The 14,764-nt window shown below is 75.9% G+C and carries 13 protein-coding genes; 6 read left to right on the top strand and 7 right to left on the bottom strand.

The genetic code is table 11. The features are described 5' to 3' along the window. Positions 1-100: 100 nt before the first annotated feature. Genes FHL79_RS19375 through serS form a run of 3 tightly spaced genes read right to left on the bottom strand, consistent with a single transcriptional unit; the run spans position 101 to position 3,130 of the window. Positions 101-910, bottom strand: a complete 810-nt coding sequence (locus FHL79_RS19375; RefSeq protein WP_138760213.1) for an HAD family hydrolase — start codon at positions 908-910, stop codon at positions 101-103. Beyond that, a complete protein-coding gene (locus FHL79_RS19370) occupies positions 903-1,835 on the bottom strand; it encodes an HAD family hydrolase (RefSeq protein ID WP_138760212.1) in 933 nt (310 codons plus the stop codon). The genes FHL79_RS19375 and FHL79_RS19370 overlap by 8 nt, the downstream gene beginning before the upstream one ends. Then, positions 1,832-3,130 (bottom strand): serine--tRNA ligase, encoded by a 1,299-nt coding sequence (serS, locus tag FHL79_RS19365; protein WP_138760211.1) that lies wholly within the window; start codon positions 3,128-3,130, stop codon positions 1,832-1,834. Before serS ends, FHL79_RS19370 begins: the two co-directional genes overlap by 4 nt. Positions 3,131-3,276: 146 nt before the next feature. Here serS and FHL79_RS19360 point away from each other — a divergent pair, with 146 nt between their 5' ends. The 3 genes from FHL79_RS19360 (at position 3,277) to FHL79_RS19350 (ending at position 5,471) form a co-directional block, all read left to right on the top strand. Next, positions 3,277-4,710, top strand: coding sequence for a GuaB1 family IMP dehydrogenase-related protein (locus FHL79_RS19360; RefSeq protein WP_138760210.1), 1,434 nt, complete (start codon positions 3,277-3,279; stop codon positions 4,708-4,710). Then, positions 4,707-5,054, top strand: coding sequence for a metallopeptidase family protein (locus FHL79_RS19355; protein ID WP_138760209.1), 348 nt, complete (start codon positions 4,707-4,709; stop codon positions 5,052-5,054). Before FHL79_RS19360 ends, FHL79_RS19355 begins: the two co-directional genes overlap by 4 nt. An 81-nt stretch (positions 5,055-5,135) precedes the next feature. Next, the gene (locus FHL79_RS19350) at positions 5,136-5,471 is read left to right on the top strand and encodes a GroES family chaperonin (protein WP_246081008.1); all 336 of its coding nucleotides are present in this window, start codon (positions 5,136-5,138) and stop codon (positions 5,469-5,471) included. Positions 5,472-5,492: 21 nt separating this feature from the next. Here the strand turns inward: FHL79_RS19350 and FHL79_RS26215 are convergent, their stop codons facing one another. The 3 genes from FHL79_RS26215 to pheA form a co-directional block, all read right to left on the bottom strand. Next, positions 5,493-5,831, bottom strand: coding sequence for an alcohol dehydrogenase catalytic domain-containing protein (locus FHL79_RS26215; RefSeq protein ID WP_281283883.1), 339 nt, complete (start codon positions 5,829-5,831; stop codon positions 5,493-5,495). Positions 5,832-5,870: 39 nt separating this feature from the next. Continuing rightward, positions 5,871-6,806 (bottom strand): quinone oxidoreductase family protein, encoded by a 936-nt coding sequence (locus FHL79_RS19340; protein WP_138760208.1) that lies wholly within the window; start codon positions 6,804-6,806, stop codon positions 5,871-5,873. Positions 6,807-6,996: 190 nt separating this feature from the next. Then, positions 6,997-7,956 (bottom strand): prephenate dehydratase, encoded by a 960-nt coding sequence (pheA, locus tag FHL79_RS19335; protein WP_138760207.1) that lies wholly within the window; start codon positions 7,954-7,956, stop codon positions 6,997-6,999. A gap of 125 nt (positions 7,957-8,081) precedes the next feature. Between pheA and FHL79_RS19330 the strand changes: the two genes are divergently transcribed. Together FHL79_RS19330 and FHL79_RS19325 are read left to right on the top strand one after the other, a co-directional pair. Then, positions 8,082-9,836, top strand: a complete 1,755-nt coding sequence (locus tag FHL79_RS19330; RefSeq protein WP_138760206.1) for a GGDEF domain-containing protein — start codon at positions 8,082-8,084, stop codon at positions 9,834-9,836. 101 nt (positions 9,837-9,937) lie between these two features. Further along, positions 9,938-12,724 (top strand): diguanylate cyclase domain-containing protein, encoded by a 2,787-nt coding sequence (locus FHL79_RS19325; protein ID WP_246081006.1) that lies wholly within the window; start codon positions 9,938-9,940, stop codon positions 12,722-12,724. Here FHL79_RS19325 and FHL79_RS19320 read toward each other — a convergent pair. Next, positions 12,721-13,323: a class I SAM-dependent methyltransferase gene (locus FHL79_RS19320; RefSeq protein ID WP_171058251.1), complete on the bottom strand. Its 603-nt coding sequence runs from the start codon at positions 13,321-13,323 to the stop codon at positions 12,721-12,723. The genes FHL79_RS19325 and FHL79_RS19320 overlap by 4 nt on opposite strands. Positions 13,324-13,380: 57 nt before the next feature. Here FHL79_RS19320 and larC point away from each other — a divergent pair, with 57 nt between their 5' ends. After that, positions 13,381-14,598, top strand: coding sequence for a nickel pincer cofactor biosynthesis protein LarC (larC, locus tag FHL79_RS19315; RefSeq protein ID WP_138760203.1), 1,218 nt, complete (start codon positions 13,381-13,383; stop codon positions 14,596-14,598). Positions 14,599-14,764: the final 166 nt, after the last annotated feature.

Below are 14,764 nucleotides of genomic sequence, written 5' to 3'. Positions count from 1 at the left end.
CTCGGGGTCAGGGGCGGGGACGTCCATGTGTGCGTCATCGGCAGGGCCCCGGCGTTCTCGACCCGAGCACCCTCCCGTACCGGGACCGGGCAGTCCGGGCTCAGCCGGGGAGCGTCGCCAGGAAGGCCGCGACGCCGTCGGCGTCGTTTGCGTCGGTGACGTCGGTCGCCGCGGCGAGGACGTCGGGGTGCGCGTGCGCCATGGCCACCGCGCGCCCGCCGCCCTTCCGGACCCAGTCGAACGCGGCCAGGTCGTTGGGCATGTCCCCGAAGTAGACGACGTCACCGGGGCCCAGGCCGCGGGCCGCGGCCAGCCGGGCCAGCCCGGTGGCCTTGGTGACCCCGCGCGCGGAGATCTCGGCGAGCGCGTCGGAGGAGGAGTTGGTCACCGTGCCGGTGTCGCCGACGACCTCGGCCACCAGCTCGACGAACTCGTCCCGCGGCAGGTGCTCGTGCCGGGCCAGCAGCTTGGCCACCGGCTGCGCCACCATCTCCGGCAGCGTCGCCTCCGCGACACCGGGGGCGTCGACGTCCCAGCGCGGCTGGTAGACGGGCTCGTGCCGGAACTGGTCGCCGTACTCGACGGCGAACCAGGTGTCGGGCTGGCGGCGGCGGAGCTCGTCGGTGATCGTCCGCAGCACGTCGGGGGTCAGCGGGTGCTCCTCGAGCACCGTGAACGCGTCCAGGTCCAGCAGCACCGCGCCGTTGCAGCAGATGGCCGTGCCGCCGCCCAGCCGGTCCCGCACGCCGAGCATCCAGCGTGGGGGCCGCCCGGTGGCGAGCACCAGCGGCACACCGGCGTCCGCCCAGCGGCGCAGCTCCGCGAGGGTCCCGTCGCTGATCGTCTCGTCGCTGCGCAGCAGCGTGCCGTCGAGGTCGCTGACGATGATCTTGGGGCGCCAGTCAGACATGCTCCACCCCCAGTGCCAGCACGGCCTCCACGTAGCGGGCCACGCCGTCGACGTCCGAGCCGCTGGTCCGGTCGACGGCGGCGGCCAGCACCGCGGGGTGCGCGTTCGCCATCGCGACCGACCGACCGCCGGCCCCGGTCACCGCCTCGATCATCGGCAGGTCGTTGGGCATGTCGCCGAAGACCAGGATGTCGCCGAGCGCGACACCGTGGTGCTCGAGCGCCACGGCGAGCCCGGTGGCCTTGGTGACCCCCGGCGGCAGCACCTCGATGAAGCCGAGGCCGGCGTGGGTCAGCTCGGCGACGGCCGGGTCGACGACCCCGCGGGCCAGCGCGAGCAGCTCGTCCTCCCCCAGCCGCGAGGAGCGCAGGAAGACCTTGAGCACCGACCCGACCGGCAGCACCTCGTGCCGGGGCAGCAGGTGCGCGGGCTCCGGGTAGGGCCAGTCGAAGCCGTGCTGCACCCGCAGCGGGCGCAGCGCCTCGGCCTGCTCCGCGGCGTCCTCCACCGCGACGATCAGCTCGCCGGTGACCTCCTCGATCGCGGCGATGACGGCGGTGGCGTCCTCCCGGGACATGCCGACGGTGCGCAGCACCTGCATCTGGTCCAGGTCGACCACGTAGCCACCCTGCGCCAGGACGGCGATCCCGGTACCGCCCAGCGCGGCACGGACGCTGTCCAGCAGCCGGGGGCCGCGGCCGGTGACCCCGACGAACGGCACGCCCGCGGCCCGGCAGGCGTCGATCACCGCCCGGGTGCGCGGGCTCACCTCGCCCTCGGAGGTCAGCAGCGTCCCGTCCAGGTCGCTGGCGACCAGCCGCGGCCGCCAGTCCCCCAGCTCGGCGGCGAGGTCCGGCAGCTCCACCAGCGTCCGCGCACCCGACTCGGGGACGAAGGCCGGCCGCACCGGCTGGCTGCTGGTCACGCGGCCGGCCCGGCGACGGCGGCGAGGGACATGCCGGGGGTGAGCACGGCGTGCCCGCCCAGCCACGGCCGCAGGGCCGCCGGGACGTGCACCGAGCCGTCGGCCTGCTGGTGCACCTCGAGCAGGCAGGCGATGGTGCGGGCGATCGCGCACAGCGTGCCGTTGAGCGTCGCCGCCGGCTGCGGCTTGCCGTCCGCGTCCCGGGTGCGGACCTGCAGGCGGCGGGCCTGGAAGGTGGTGCAGTCCGAGGTGCTGGTCAGCTCGCGGTAGGTGCCCTGGCTGGGGAACCACGCCTCGATGTCGAACTTGCGGGCCGCGCTGGTGCCCAGGTCGCCGGCGGCGATGTCGACCACCCGGTAGGGCAGCTCGAGCGCGGTGAGGAACTCCTCCTCCCACTGCAGCAGCCGGCGGTGCTCGGCCTCGGCCTCCTCGGGCGCGCAGAAGCTGAACATCTCCACCTTGTCGAACCAGTGCACCCGGATGATGCCGCGGGTGTCCTTGCCGTAGGAGCCGGCCTCGCGGCGGAAGCAGGAGGACCAGCCGGCGTACCGGCGGGGGCCGGCGGAGAGGTCGAGCACCTCGCGCGCGTGCATGCCGGCCAGCGCGACCTCCGACGTCCCGACGAGGTACAGGTCGTCCCGCTCGATCCGGTACACCTCCTCGTCGTGCTCGCCGAGGAAGCCGGTGCCCTCCATCGCCTCGGGCTTGACCAGCGCCGGGGCCACCACGGGGATGAACCCGGCGGCGACGGCACGGGTGATCGCCAGCTGGGCGAGCGCGAACTCCAGCAGCGCGCCCGGGCCGGTGAGGAAGTAGAAGCGCGCACCGGAGACCTTGGCGCCGCGCTCCATGTCGATCGCGCCGAGCGCCTCACCGAGCTGCAGGTGGTCCTTGACCTCGAAGTCGTAGGTCGGCACCTCGCCGACGGTGCGCAGGGTGACCGCGTCGTCCTCGCCGCCCGGCGGCACGTCGGGGTGGACGACGTTGGGGATGCGCAGGTGCACGGCGTGCAGCGCGGCGTCGGCGGTGCGCTCGGCCTCCTCGGCCTCCTTCACCGCCGCGGCCAGCGTCCTGGCCTTCTCCAGGACGGCGGGGCGCTCCTCCTTCGAGGCGCCGCGCACCGCCTGCGAGGCGGCCTTCTGCTCCCCGCGCAGGTCGTCGGCGGCCTTGACCGCGGCCCGGCGCTCGGCGTCGGCGGCCAGCAGAGTGTCGACCAGGGACTCGTCGGCACCCCGGGCACGCTGACTGGCGCGGACGAGCTCGGGGTTCTCACGGACGAGACGCAGGTCGATCACACCGTGATGGTAGGTGGCGGCCTGTGCACCTCCCGGCCGCGCCAGGCGGAGGGAGCTCTGCACCCGGTTCTCCCGCTGGGACCGGGTGCAGAGGTCCTGTGCCCGGGCAGGGTCACGGCGCCACGGAGACCTGGGACGATGGGGCCATGCGCTTCCTCGGTGACCGCCGGCCCGATCACGACCTGACCTACGCCGACGTCTTCATGGTGCCGGCGCACTCCACGGTCGGTTCCCGGCTCGAGGTGGACCTGACCACGCCGGACGGGGTCGGGACGACGATCCCGATCGTGGTCGCCAACATGACGGCGATCTCCGGCCGGCGGATGGCCGAGACGGTGGCCCGGCGCGGCGGGCTGGCCGTGCTGCCGCAGGACATCCCGATCGACGTCGTCGGCGAGGTGGTGTCCTGGCTCAAGGCCCGGCACCCGGTCTACGACACCCCGATCACCCTCGGTCCGACCTCCACCGTGGCCGAGGCGCTGTCCCTGATGGGCAAGCGCGCGCACGGGGTGGTGGTGGTCGTGGCGGAGGGGCGACCGGTCGGCATCGTCACCGACGGCTCCTGCGCCGACGTCGACCGGTTCACCCAGCTGTCGCAGGTCATGACCACCGACCCGCTCACCATCCCGGCCGGCACCGACCTGCCCAAGGTCTTCGACGTGCTCTCCGACGAGCGGGTCAAGGCCGCCCCGGTGGTCGACGGCGACCGGCTCGTCGGGCTGGTCACCCGCACGGGCGCGCTGCGCTCGGCGATCTACGCCCCGGCCCTGGACGGTTCCGGCCGGCTGCTGACCTCCGCGGCCGTCGGCATCAACGGCGACGTCGCCGGCAAGACCGAGGCGCTGCTCGCGCACGGTGTCGACGTGCTCGTCGTCGACACCGCACACGGCCACCAGGAGAAGGCCGTGGAGGCGGTGCGCGCCGTCCGGTCGGTCGCCGGCAGCACGCCGGTCGTCGCCGGCAACGTGGTCACCGCCGAGGGCACCCGCGACCTGGTCGAGGCCGGCGCCGACGTCGTCAAGGTCGGCGTCGGGCCCGGCGCCATGTGCACCACCCGGATGATGACCGGCGTCGGGCGCCCGCAGTTCTCCGCGGTCGAGGAGTGCGCCGCGGCCGCCCGCGAGCTGGGCAAGCACGTCTGGGCCGACGGCGGGGTGCGCCACCCCCGCGACGTCGCGCTGGCGCTGGCCGCGGGCGCGGCGAACGTGATGGTCGGCTCCTGGTTCGCCGGCACCTACGAGAGCGCCGGCGACCTGTACGACGACGGGAACGGCCGCCGCTACAAGGAGAGCTTCGGGATGGCCTCGGCCCGCGCGGTCAAGGCCCGCACGTCCGGCGCCTCGGGCTTCGAGCGTGCCCGGGCCGGGTTGTTCGAGGAGGGCATCAGCTCCTCCCGGATGTACCTGGACCCCGCCCGCCCCGGCGTGGAGGACCTGATCGACGGGATCGTGGCCGGCGTCCGCTCGTCCTGCACCTACGCCGGGGCGCGCACCGTGGACGAGCTGCACGAGCGCGCGGTGCTGGGGGTGCAGAGCGCGGCCGGCTACGAGGAGGGCCGCCCGCTGCCGACGAGCTGGTGAGGCCGCTGCCGCTCGAGCGGTTCGAGGAACTGGTCGCCGACGCCCTCGACGAGGTGCCGGCCGAGCTGATGGCCCTGCTGGACAACGTCGTCGTCCTGGTCGAGGACCGGAACCCCGACGAGCCGGACCTGCTCGGGCTCTACGAGGGGTACGCGCTGACCGAGCGCGGCTGGGACCACTCGGGCGCGCTGCCGGACCGGATCATGATCTACCGCGAGGCGATCTGCGACATCTGCGAGGACGAGGACCAGGTGGCCGAGGAGGTCGCCATCACCGTCGTCCACGAGATCGCGCACCACTTCGGCATCGAGGAGGAGCGCCTCCACGCCCTCGGCTGGGGCTAGTACGCACGCTTTCGCGCGCGAGAGTACGCGCGGTTTCGCGCGCGAAAGCGCGCGGCAGGGGCACGGGTAGCGTTGTCGGACGTGCCTGGGGACGACGCCGCGACCGGTGGCCTGCCGATCAAGATGCTGCACGACCGCCTGCTGGTCTCGCTCCGCAAGGAGGACGGCGACCGCAGGTCCAGCGGCGGCATCCTGATCCCGGCGACGGCGCAGGTGGCCAAGCGGCTGGTCTGGGGCGAAGCACGAGCCGTCGGCGCCAACGTGCGGCAGGTCAAGGTCGGCGACCAGGTGCTCTTCTCCCCCGAGGACCAGCACGAGGTCGAGGTGCACGGCGAGGACCTGATCATCCTGCGCGAGCGCGACGTGCACGCCGTCGCCGCGGAGCGGATCGAGGAGTCGACCGGCCTCTACCTGTAGCTCAGGACGTCTACCTGTAGCTCAGGACGTCCGCCAGTCCGCGTCGTCCGGCGGCTGGTCCTCGCAGGTCACGCACACCCCGCAGGAGTCGACGATGTTGCCCACGGCGACCGCGTCCCCGATCCGGAGGCGGGTCACGTCGGACCCGACCGCGGTCACCACCCCGGTGAACTCGTGGCCCGGCACCAACGGCGGGCCCCCGGCCGGCAGGCCCTCCACGGCGTGCAGGTCGGAGTGGCAGACGCCGACGTGGGTCACCCGCACGGCGACGCCCTCGGCCCGGAGGTCGCGCCGCTGGAACTCGATCGGCCGCAGCCGCCCGCCCGGCTCGGAGGCCGCGTACCCGTTCACTGATCGCATGCCGGCGACGCCAGGAGCTGGAGTGCACAGCGCAGACGATCAGGGCAGCAACGCCAGCTTGCCGCCGGGATGGCCGCCCTGCAGCAGCTCCAGTGCGGCGACCGCCTCGGTCAGCGGGAAGGTGCGGGCCATCGGGACGATGAGCTGCCCCTGGTCGGCGAGCTCGATCAACCGGGCGCGCACCGAGTCGCGGTAGGCCGCGCTCGCCGGCATCGCACCGCCGATGGCCCGGATCCCGGTGTCCCCCGCCCGGCCCATCGCGGCGATCGTGACGATCCGCCCCCGGTCGGCCACCAGCTCCAGGGACACGTCGACGGCCTCGTCGGTGCCCACGGCGTCCAGCGCCGCGTCGACGCCCTGCGGGGCCAGCGCCCGCACCCGGTCGGCCAGCCCCTCGCCGTAGCGCACCGGCTCCCCGCCAAACCGGCGGACGACGTCGGCGCGGTCCTCACCGGCCGTGCCGATCACCCGCGCGCCCAGCAGCCGGGCCTGCTGCAGCACGCTGACGCCGACCGCACCGGACGCACCGTGCAGCAGCACCGTGTCGCCCTCGCCCACGCCGGTCACGTGGAGCATCTCCGCGGCCGTGCAGCCGGCCAGCAGCAGGTTCGCGGCCTCCTCCGGCGCCAGCGACGCCGGCCGGGCGAACACGGCCGACGCCGGGACGGTGACCTCGGTGGCGTACCCGCCGGAGATGCGGAAGGCGAGCACCTCGTCCCCCACCTCCCCGCCGCCGGAGCCGATCTCGGTGTCCGGTCCCAGTGCGGTCAGCCGGCCGGCCACCTCGGACCCGATCGGGATCGGCAGGGAGCTGCGGTCGCCGGGGCGGGCGACGCGCTTGGCGTCCGCGGGGTTCATCCCAGCCGCGGAGACCGCGATCGTCACCTCACCCGGCCCCGGCGGCGGGACCTCGACGTCCACCAGCTCGAAGACGTCCAGTCCGCCGAAGTCCGTCGCCACCCAGTGCTGCGCCATGCCGGTGTCCTCCTGTGTCCGCGTCGTCACGTCCGGTAGCACGCCCGCGCGGCCGTCTGGTGCAGCGACACGCCGATGTCGCGCATGTGTCTCATGTGACGAACGGTTCCTCCGCAAGCTGTTGCTTTGTGTCGACAATGGCGCACACTCGGTGACCATGGTGATGAGCTCGGGACCCAGGACGGCGACGTCACCCGGCCTGCCCCTCCCGCACCCGGCTCAACCATGCCTGCGCACCGGCGAACGCGTCGTCGCCGACCCGTGGGTCCACCGGCTTGCCGGGCCGGCTGTCGGCCCGCGGGTAGGAGCCCAGGAAGCGCACCTCGGCGCAGAGCCGGTGCAGCGCGGCGAGCGCGTCCCCCACCCGCGCGTCGGCCACGTGACCCTCGCAGTCGATGGAGAAGGAGTAGACCCCGAGCCGCTCCCGGGTGGGCCGCGACTCGATCCGGGTGAGGCTGATGCCGCGCACGGCGAACTCGGCGAGCAGGTCCAGCAGCGCGCCGGTGCGGTCGTCGACGACCGCGGTGACGGTGGTCTTGTCCGCGCCGGTGGGACCGGGCAGCGCCCCCGGCTGCTCGACCAGCACGAACCGGGTGACCGCGCCGGGGCGGTCGGCCAGGTCGGTCACCAGCGCGTCCAGCTGGTAGCGCTCGGCGGCGATGGCCGCGCAGACGGCGGCGTCGTGCTCGCCGGCGGCGACCCGTCGGGCGGCGTCCGCCGTCGAGGCGGTGGGGACGACGTCGGCGTCCGGCAGCAGCTCGGCGATCCGCGCCCGGCACTGCGCCAGCGCGTGCGGGTGGCTGGCCACGGTGCGCACGTCGGTCAGCGTGGTGCCTGGGCGGACGGCGAGCACGAAGCCCACCGGCAGGAACACCTCCCGGGTCACGACCAGCGGCTCGCCGTCGACCAGGCCGTCCATCGTCGCGGGCACCGATCCCTCGACGGAGTTCTCCAGCGGCACGAGCGCCGCCCGGCACTGCCCGCTGCGCACCGCGGCGAGCGCAGCACCGACGCTGGGCTGCGGCTGCGCCACCCAGTCGGTGCGGCCGGCCGACCGGGTGAGGTCGGCGAGCGCGGCCTCGGCGAAGGTACCCTCGGGTCCCAGATAGGCGAACCTCGTCGGCGCTGCGCTGTGTCCTGCACTGGGCATCCGGTGAGGGTAGTGCGGCCGCCCCGGAGACCGACCCCCGTCGGGTTCCTGGGGCGGGGGGAGCTGCCTCGCCACCGGCCGGACACGTGCGGGATGCGTGACCTGACAGCTGAGTGGAGGGACGCGTGAGGCCCGGCACCATCGACGGCCAGCAGCTCGAGGACGCCCGCTGGCGGTTGCTGTCCGCCAGCCACCTCTCCGATGCCCGGGTCTTCTCCGCCGAGTTCGCCGACGTCGCCGACGCGCTGGCCGGCTCCGGTGAACCCTGCTGGGACGCCTGGTCGGCGGCCTTCACCGCCCGCGCCGCGCTGCTGGGCGGCGACGTCGCCGGCTCGGCCACCGGGGTCGCCACCGCCCGGGCCGCCCTGGAGCACTGCTCCCCGTCGGCCGAGCGGGCCCTGACGCTGGCCTACCTGGCGCACGTCGAGGTCAGCGCCGACCGGTTCGACGTCGCCGTGCACCTCGCCGTGGACGCGAGCCTGCTGGCCGACCAGGTGTCCGCCGAGGACCCCAGCCGGCCGCTGCACCAGGCCCACCACTGGCTGTCGCTGGCGCTGACCCGGCTGGACCTCGAGGAGCTCGCCGTCGCCCAGGCGCTGCGCGGCGTCCGGGTCGCCGGCGCGCTGCCCGACCTCGGCGACCGGTGGCAGCTGCTGCGGCTGTGCGCCCAGCAGCACGCCGAGCTCGCCCAGACCGTGCACCGCCGCGGCGACGCCGCCCGCTCCCGCGAGCTCGCCGACGTGGCGGTCCGCTGCGCCACCAGCGCCCGCGAGCTGCCCTGGGAGCCGACGGACCCCGACAGCGACCTGCTCGACGTCGTCCAGGCCTGGGCGCTCGCGCTGCGCGGCGAGCTGGACGACGCCCTCGCCCCGCTGCGCAGGGTGCGCCGGCACCTGCAGTCCGGGAACGCCCCCCTGTGGCTGGTCGGCTACACCGACCTCGCGCTGTCCCGGCTGCTCGGCCGGCTCTGCGCCCGGGACGCCGACCTCGGCCGGCTGTCCGGCGAGGAGGCCGTCGAGCTGCTGGTGACCGCCTCCGGCGCGTTCGCCGCGGCCGGCGACCGGCGGCGGTACCGGCAGTGCCTGCTCGAGCTGGGCCAGGCCACCGCCGCGGTCGGCGCCACCATCGAGGCGATGCACTGGCTGGACGCCTACCGGGCCGAGACGAGCCGGGCCCAGCTGCACGGCCGGGAGCTGTGGGCGGAGATGTTCGTCCGGCGCAGCCGGCTCCGGGAGGCCGAGCGGCAGACCGCCGTGCTCCGCCGGCACGCCCTCGAGGACCCCCTGACCGGCCTGGGCAACCGGCGCAGCGCCGAGCGCCTGATGGGCGAGCTGCGGACCGACCGGGAGACCGTGTCGCTGGCGGTGGTCGACGTCGACGGCTTCAAGGCCGTCAACGACGAGCACTCGCACCTGCACGGTGACGCGGTGCTGCGCCGGGTCGCCGAGCTGCTCCGCCAGCACTGCCGGACCGGCGACGAGGTGTTCCGCTGGGCCGGCGACGAGTTCCTCGTGGTGCTGCCCGACACGGCCGAGCCGCAGGCGGTGGTCGCCACGGAGCGGCTGCGCAGCGCCGTCGCCGACGCCGACTGGGCCGCGCTGGACGTCGGCCGGGCGGTCACGGTCAGCATCGGCCTGGCCACCTCGACCGGGACCCGGAGCTGGCGCGAGCTGTTCGACGCGGCCGACCTGCACCTGTTCGCCGCCAAGCGCGGCGGCCGCAACCGGGTCCGGGCCGCCGGTGGCCAGCCGCCCGCCGGTCCGGCGGACGGCGGCGCCACGCGGCCCGCGGGGTCCGTCGACGAGCTGGTGGCCGAGGTGCTCGGGGGCGCGCGCCGACGTCCGGGCTGGGCGTTCGAGGACAACGAGGTCGCCTCATGAGCCTGCGCCGGGCCCGGAGCGCAGCTGAGCCGGCCGGGCTCGGTCGGCGTGCCAGCACGCCGGTGCGTGACACGGCCGTGGCCAGCAGGCAGGCTGCCCTGGTGCCACCGGGACCCCTGCACCAGCAGGTGAGCACCGCGCTGGCGAACTGGCAGTTGGACACGGCCGAGGCGCTGCTCGCCCGGGTCGACGGCGACCAGCCGCCCGCCCCGGGAGCCGACCGCGGCGCCGCCCCGCTCACCTCGCTGGCCCGTGCCTGGGCCGACACCCTGCGCGCCGAGCTGCTCGTCCGGCGGCTGCGGCTGGCCGGCTACTCGCTGCTCGGTGAGCCGCTGGTCGAGGGCGGCCCGGAGCAGGACGGCCCGCTGGACCTGCACGCCGGCGGCCGCGACGGCGTCGTCCCGGCCGGCGCGCTGGACCGGGACAACCGCTCGGAGTCCGCGACGCACGCCGCGCTGGCGATCGCCCTGGTCCGCTCCGCCCGGGCCGCGTTCGACGCCCAGGACGACGACCTGCAGCGCGCCGCCGGGCTCGTCCGGCACGCCCGCATCGAGCTGCTCTCCCGCCGCGTCGACGCCGCGATGGACGAGGCGGTCGAGTCGGCCAGCCTGCTGGACCCCGCCCTGCCGGTCACCCCGCTGCTGGTGCACACGCTCAGCGCGCTGGCCGGGGTGCTCGCCGACCTCGAGCTGATGCCGCTGGCCCTGGACTACCAGTCCCGTGCCGCCGAGGCCGCCGCGTCGATCGCCGACCGGGCCGGCGACGACGAGCAGCAGGCCGCGACCCAGCTCGCCGCCGAGGCGGCCACCCGGCTGGCCGCGCTGTGCACCGAGGTCGGCGAGGGCCTGCTGGACGACGGCAGCGTCGACGCTGCCGCCCCGCACTTCGACCAGGCCCGGGCGCTGGCCGAACGGGCGCTGGACCAGCTCCCGGCGGGCGACCCGGCGGTGCTGGACGCCCAGGTGGTCCGCGGCTGGGCGCTGGTCGGCAGCGGCGAGCACGCCGCCGCCCGGGCCCTGCTGCGCGGCGTCGTCGGCGCGGCTGCGGCGTCCGCGGACCGGGCGCTGCTGTCCTCCGCCGAGCTCGGGCTCGGCCGGGCGCTGCGCCGCTCCGGCGAGCCCCGCGCCGCCGACGACCACCTGGCCTCCGCGCTGGCCCTGGCCACCGAGCACGGCCTGCCCCGGCTGCGCCGGGCCGCGCTGCGCGAGCTGTGCACGCTGCACGCCGAGCTCGACGACGCCGCCCGCGCGCTGCCCTACCTGCAGGCCTACCTGGCCGACGAGCTGGACCGGGTCGACGAGCGGCGGACCCGGTGGGTCGAGCTCTTCGGCCGGCGCAAGAGCCTGCTGGAGACCGAGCGGGCCGCCGGGCAGCTGCGCCGGCAGGCCTACGAGGACGCGCTCACCCACCTGCCCAACCGCCGGTACGCCGAGGCGCGGCTGGACGGGCTGCTGTCCTCCGGCGCGGTGCCCGCCCTCGCGGTCGTGGACATCGACCGGTTCAAGGCGATCAACGACGCCGCCGGGCACCCCGGCGGCGACGCCGTCCTGCGCGCCGTCGGGCAGCTGCTGGTCGACGGCTGCCGGGACACCGACGAGGTGTGCCGCTGGGCCGGTGACGAGTTCGTCATCCTGCTGCCGGAGACGACCGCCGAGCAGGCCGAGCGGGCGATGGAGCGGATCCGGCGCTCGATCGCCGCCCACGACTGGTCCGCGCTCGGTGTCCAGGTGCCGGTCCGGATCAGCGTCGGCATCGCCCAGGCCGCCCGCGGCGACGACCGGCGCACCCTGTTCGCCGCCGCCGACGGGGTCCTGTACGACGCCAAGCGGGCCGGCCGGGACCGGGTGGTCCGGCTGTCCGGTGTCACCCAGACCCGCGAGGTCGCGACGCTGGAGGCCGCACCGCTCGACACGGCGACCCCGGCACCGACGAGCGTCCCGGACGCCCCCTCCCCGGCCGTCATCATGGAGGGCATGAGCGCCTCCCCGCTGGACGACCTGACCGACGACCGGGCAGCCGACCCGGCCGACGCGGCCGGCGGCTTCGCCCCCCTGCTCGTCGAGCCGGCCGAGGCGCCCGCTGCTGCCCCGGCTGCCGAGGAGCCCCCGGTCCGCCCGCGGACCCCGCTCGACGAGCTCTTCGGCGGCCCAGCCGCTCGCCCCGCCGGCCGGCGGATCGAGCCGGTGGTCCCGGTCGCCGCTGCCCCGGTCGCCCCCACCCCGGTCGCCGCTGCCCCGGTCACCCGCGAGCCCGTCCTCGCGGCCGGCCCGGACGTCATCTGGGGCACCGGCCGCAGCACCGAGCAGGTGCTGGCGCTGGTCCGCGAGGCGCGCCGCGAGCACCCCGACCACCCGGCGGTCGTCGTCCGGGCCAGCGCGGACACCCTGGTGGCCCTGGCCAGCGAGCACGACGCCTACACGACCATGGACCACGCCGCGATGTCCGCGGCCGTCGGGCCGGTGCCCGAGCCCGTCGGCCGGGTCGGCGTGCTGTGCGCGAGCAGCGGCGACACCCCGATCGCCGCCGAGGCCGCCTTCGTCGCGCGGGTCACCGGCACCGAGGTCGTCCGGGTGGACGACGTCGGCGGCAGCCGGATCCGCCCGCTGCTGACCGACCGCTCGCTGCTCACCGACGTCGACTGCCTGGTCGTCGTCGCCGGCCTCGACGCGGCGCTGGCCAGCGTCGTCAGCGGGCTGACCGAGGTGCCGGTGGTCGCCGTCCCGACGTCGGCCGGTCAGGGCGCCAGCTCCTTCGGCGGGTTCAGCGCGCTGCTCACCATGCTGAACTGGGCTGCGCCCGGCGTGGTCGTCAGCAACATCGACAACGGCTGGTCGGCCGGTGTCTTCGCCGCCCGGATCGCCCGCCGCACCGCCCGGCACCAGCCCTAGGCCGGCCGGCGGCGGCCGACCACCGAGTGGACGTGCCAGTGCGTCGGCCGACCGGACGCCGTCCCGTCGGCCTCCTGCTCCTCACGGTGGACGACGTCGAGCCGGTCGAGGAACCGGTCGACGTCGGCGGTGCTGAGTCGGGCCACGTCCGCGGCGTCCGCCGTCGCCCGCACGCCGAACAGCTGGCAGGCCAGCCAGCCGCCCGGGACGAGGGCGGACAGCAGCAGCTCCCACAGCCGCTCGAGGTGCACCCCGGCGTAGGGCAGCGACCAGGCCGCGTGCACCACGTCGACCGCCGGCAGCGCGTCGAGGTCGGCGAAGTCGGTGGTCCGGGTCGTCAGCCGCTGCGCCTGCTCCGTGGACAGCCGCGCCCGGAGCAGGTCCGCGGCGGCCGGGTCACCGTCGACCGCGAGCACCCGCCAGCCGTGCTCCAGCAGCAGCGCCGACTCCACCCCGGCGCCGGAGCCCAGGTCGAGGGCGAGCCGGCCCGCGCCCTCCCCCGCGTGCTGCAGCAGGGTCAGCGCGAGCGGGCGCGGCGGCCGGTCCCCCTGCGTCGCGTTGTACCTGCTCCACGCCCCGGGTTCGTCGAACTCCGCCACCTCGTCCCCTCCGACCACACCGCGGACCCCTCCGCCTTTGTGGCCACAATGGCGGACGTGACGATCGGGTGGCTGGACCTCTCGGCCGGGGCCAGCGGGGACATGCTGCTCGGCGCGCTCGTCGACGCCGGGGTGCCGCTGGCGGTGCTGAGCGCCGCGGTCGCCGCGCTGCCGGTCGAGCCGGTCGTCCTCAGCACCGAGCAGGTCACCCGGCACGGCCTGGGCGCCACCCGGGTGCACGTGCACGCGCCGGCCAGCGACGTGCACCGGACCTGGGCCGACGTGCGCGGCATCCTCGCCGCCGCGGCTCTCGCCCCCGTCGTCCGGGACGGCGCCCTGGCGGTCTTCGAGCGGCTCGCGGTCGCCGAGGGGCGGGTGCACCGGGTGCCGGCCGACGAGGTGCACTTCCACGAGGTCGGCGCGCTGGACGCCCTGGCCGACGTGGTCGGTGTCGTCGCCGGCTTCGCCTCCCTCGCCCTGGACCGGCTCACCGCCTCCCCCGTCGCGCTGGGCAGCGGGTCGGCGCGCGGCGCGCACGGCGTCGTCCCGGTGCCCGGGCCCGCCGTCCTGGAGCTGCTGACCGGCCTGCCGGTCGTCGCCGGGCCGGTCCCCGCGGAGACGTGCACGCCGACCGGCGCCGCGCTGCTGGCCGCGCACGTCCAGGAGTGGACGACGCTGCCCGCGATGCGGGTCCGGCGGGTCGGCAGCGGCGCGGGCGGGCGGGACCCGGAGGAGCACCCCAACGTCGTCCGGCTGGTGCTCGGCGACGCCGTGGAGAACGCGGTCGAGGAGCCGTCGGCGGCCGGGCTGCTGCTGGAGACCAACGTCGACGACCTGGACCCGCGGCTGTGGCCGGGCGTGCTCGCCGACCTGCTGGCCGCCGGGGCGTCGGATGCGTGGCTGACCCCGATCCTGATGAAGAAGGGCCGGCCCGCGCACACGCTGTCGGTGCTCTGCCGGCCCGCGGTGCGGTCCGCCGTCGCCGACGTCGTGGTCGCCGCGACCTCGACCATCGGGATGCGGGTGCAGCCGGTGCAGAAGGTCGCACTCGACCGCGTGCAGGACAGCGTCCCGGTGCTCGGCGGGCGGGTCGGGGTGAAGGTGGCCCGGTCGGCCGGGCAGGTGGTCAACGTCAGCGTCGAGTTCGACGACGTCGCGGCCCTGGCCGGGGAGCTGCGGCTGCCGGTCAAGGAGGTGCTGCGGGCCGCCACGGCCGCGGCGCACCGGGCCCACCCGGGGGCATCAGCTAGGCTCCTGGACCGAGAAGGGGAGTAGCCCCCCGACCGCTGGTCGACATGCTGGCGCGCCCGCGCGCCCGGTCAGCGGGCCCGCGCCGCCGCGGGTGGGCGAGACCTTCCGCCCCGCAGTCCACCCGTTGGTGCGCTGCCGGTCGGAGGCGCCCCCCGCTCCCGCCCGGTGGCGCGAGGAAGAAAGAGATCCC

This window comes from Modestobacter altitudinis (assembly GCF_005930475.1).
Lineage (GTDB): Bacteria > Actinomycetota > Actinomycetes > Mycobacteriales > Geodermatophilaceae > Modestobacter > Modestobacter altitudinis.
Note: the sequence above shows the minus strand (reverse complement) of the source record. Positions and strands in the feature narration are given on the sequence as shown.

Excerpts from the sequence above, each read along its gene's own strand:
- FHL79_RS19375 (WP_138760213.1), bottom strand. The coding sequence starts at position 910 with ATGTCTGACTGGCGCCCCAAGATCATCGTCAGCGACCTCGACGGCACG.
- FHL79_RS19360 (WP_138760210.1), top strand. The coding sequence starts at position 3,277 with ATGCGCTTCCTCGGTGACCGCCGGCCCGATCACGACCTGACCTACGCC.
- FHL79_RS26215 (WP_281283883.1), bottom strand. The coding sequence starts at position 5,831 with ATGCGATCAGTGAACGGGTACGCGGCCTCCGAGCCGGGCGGGCGGCTG.
- FHL79_RS19340 (WP_138760208.1), bottom strand. The coding sequence starts at position 6,806 with ATGGCGCAGCACTGGGTGGCGACGGACTTCGGCGGACTGGACGTCTTC.
- pheA (WP_138760207.1), bottom strand. The coding sequence starts at position 7,956 with ATGCCCAGTGCAGGACACAGCGCAGCGCCGACGAGGTTCGCCTATCTG.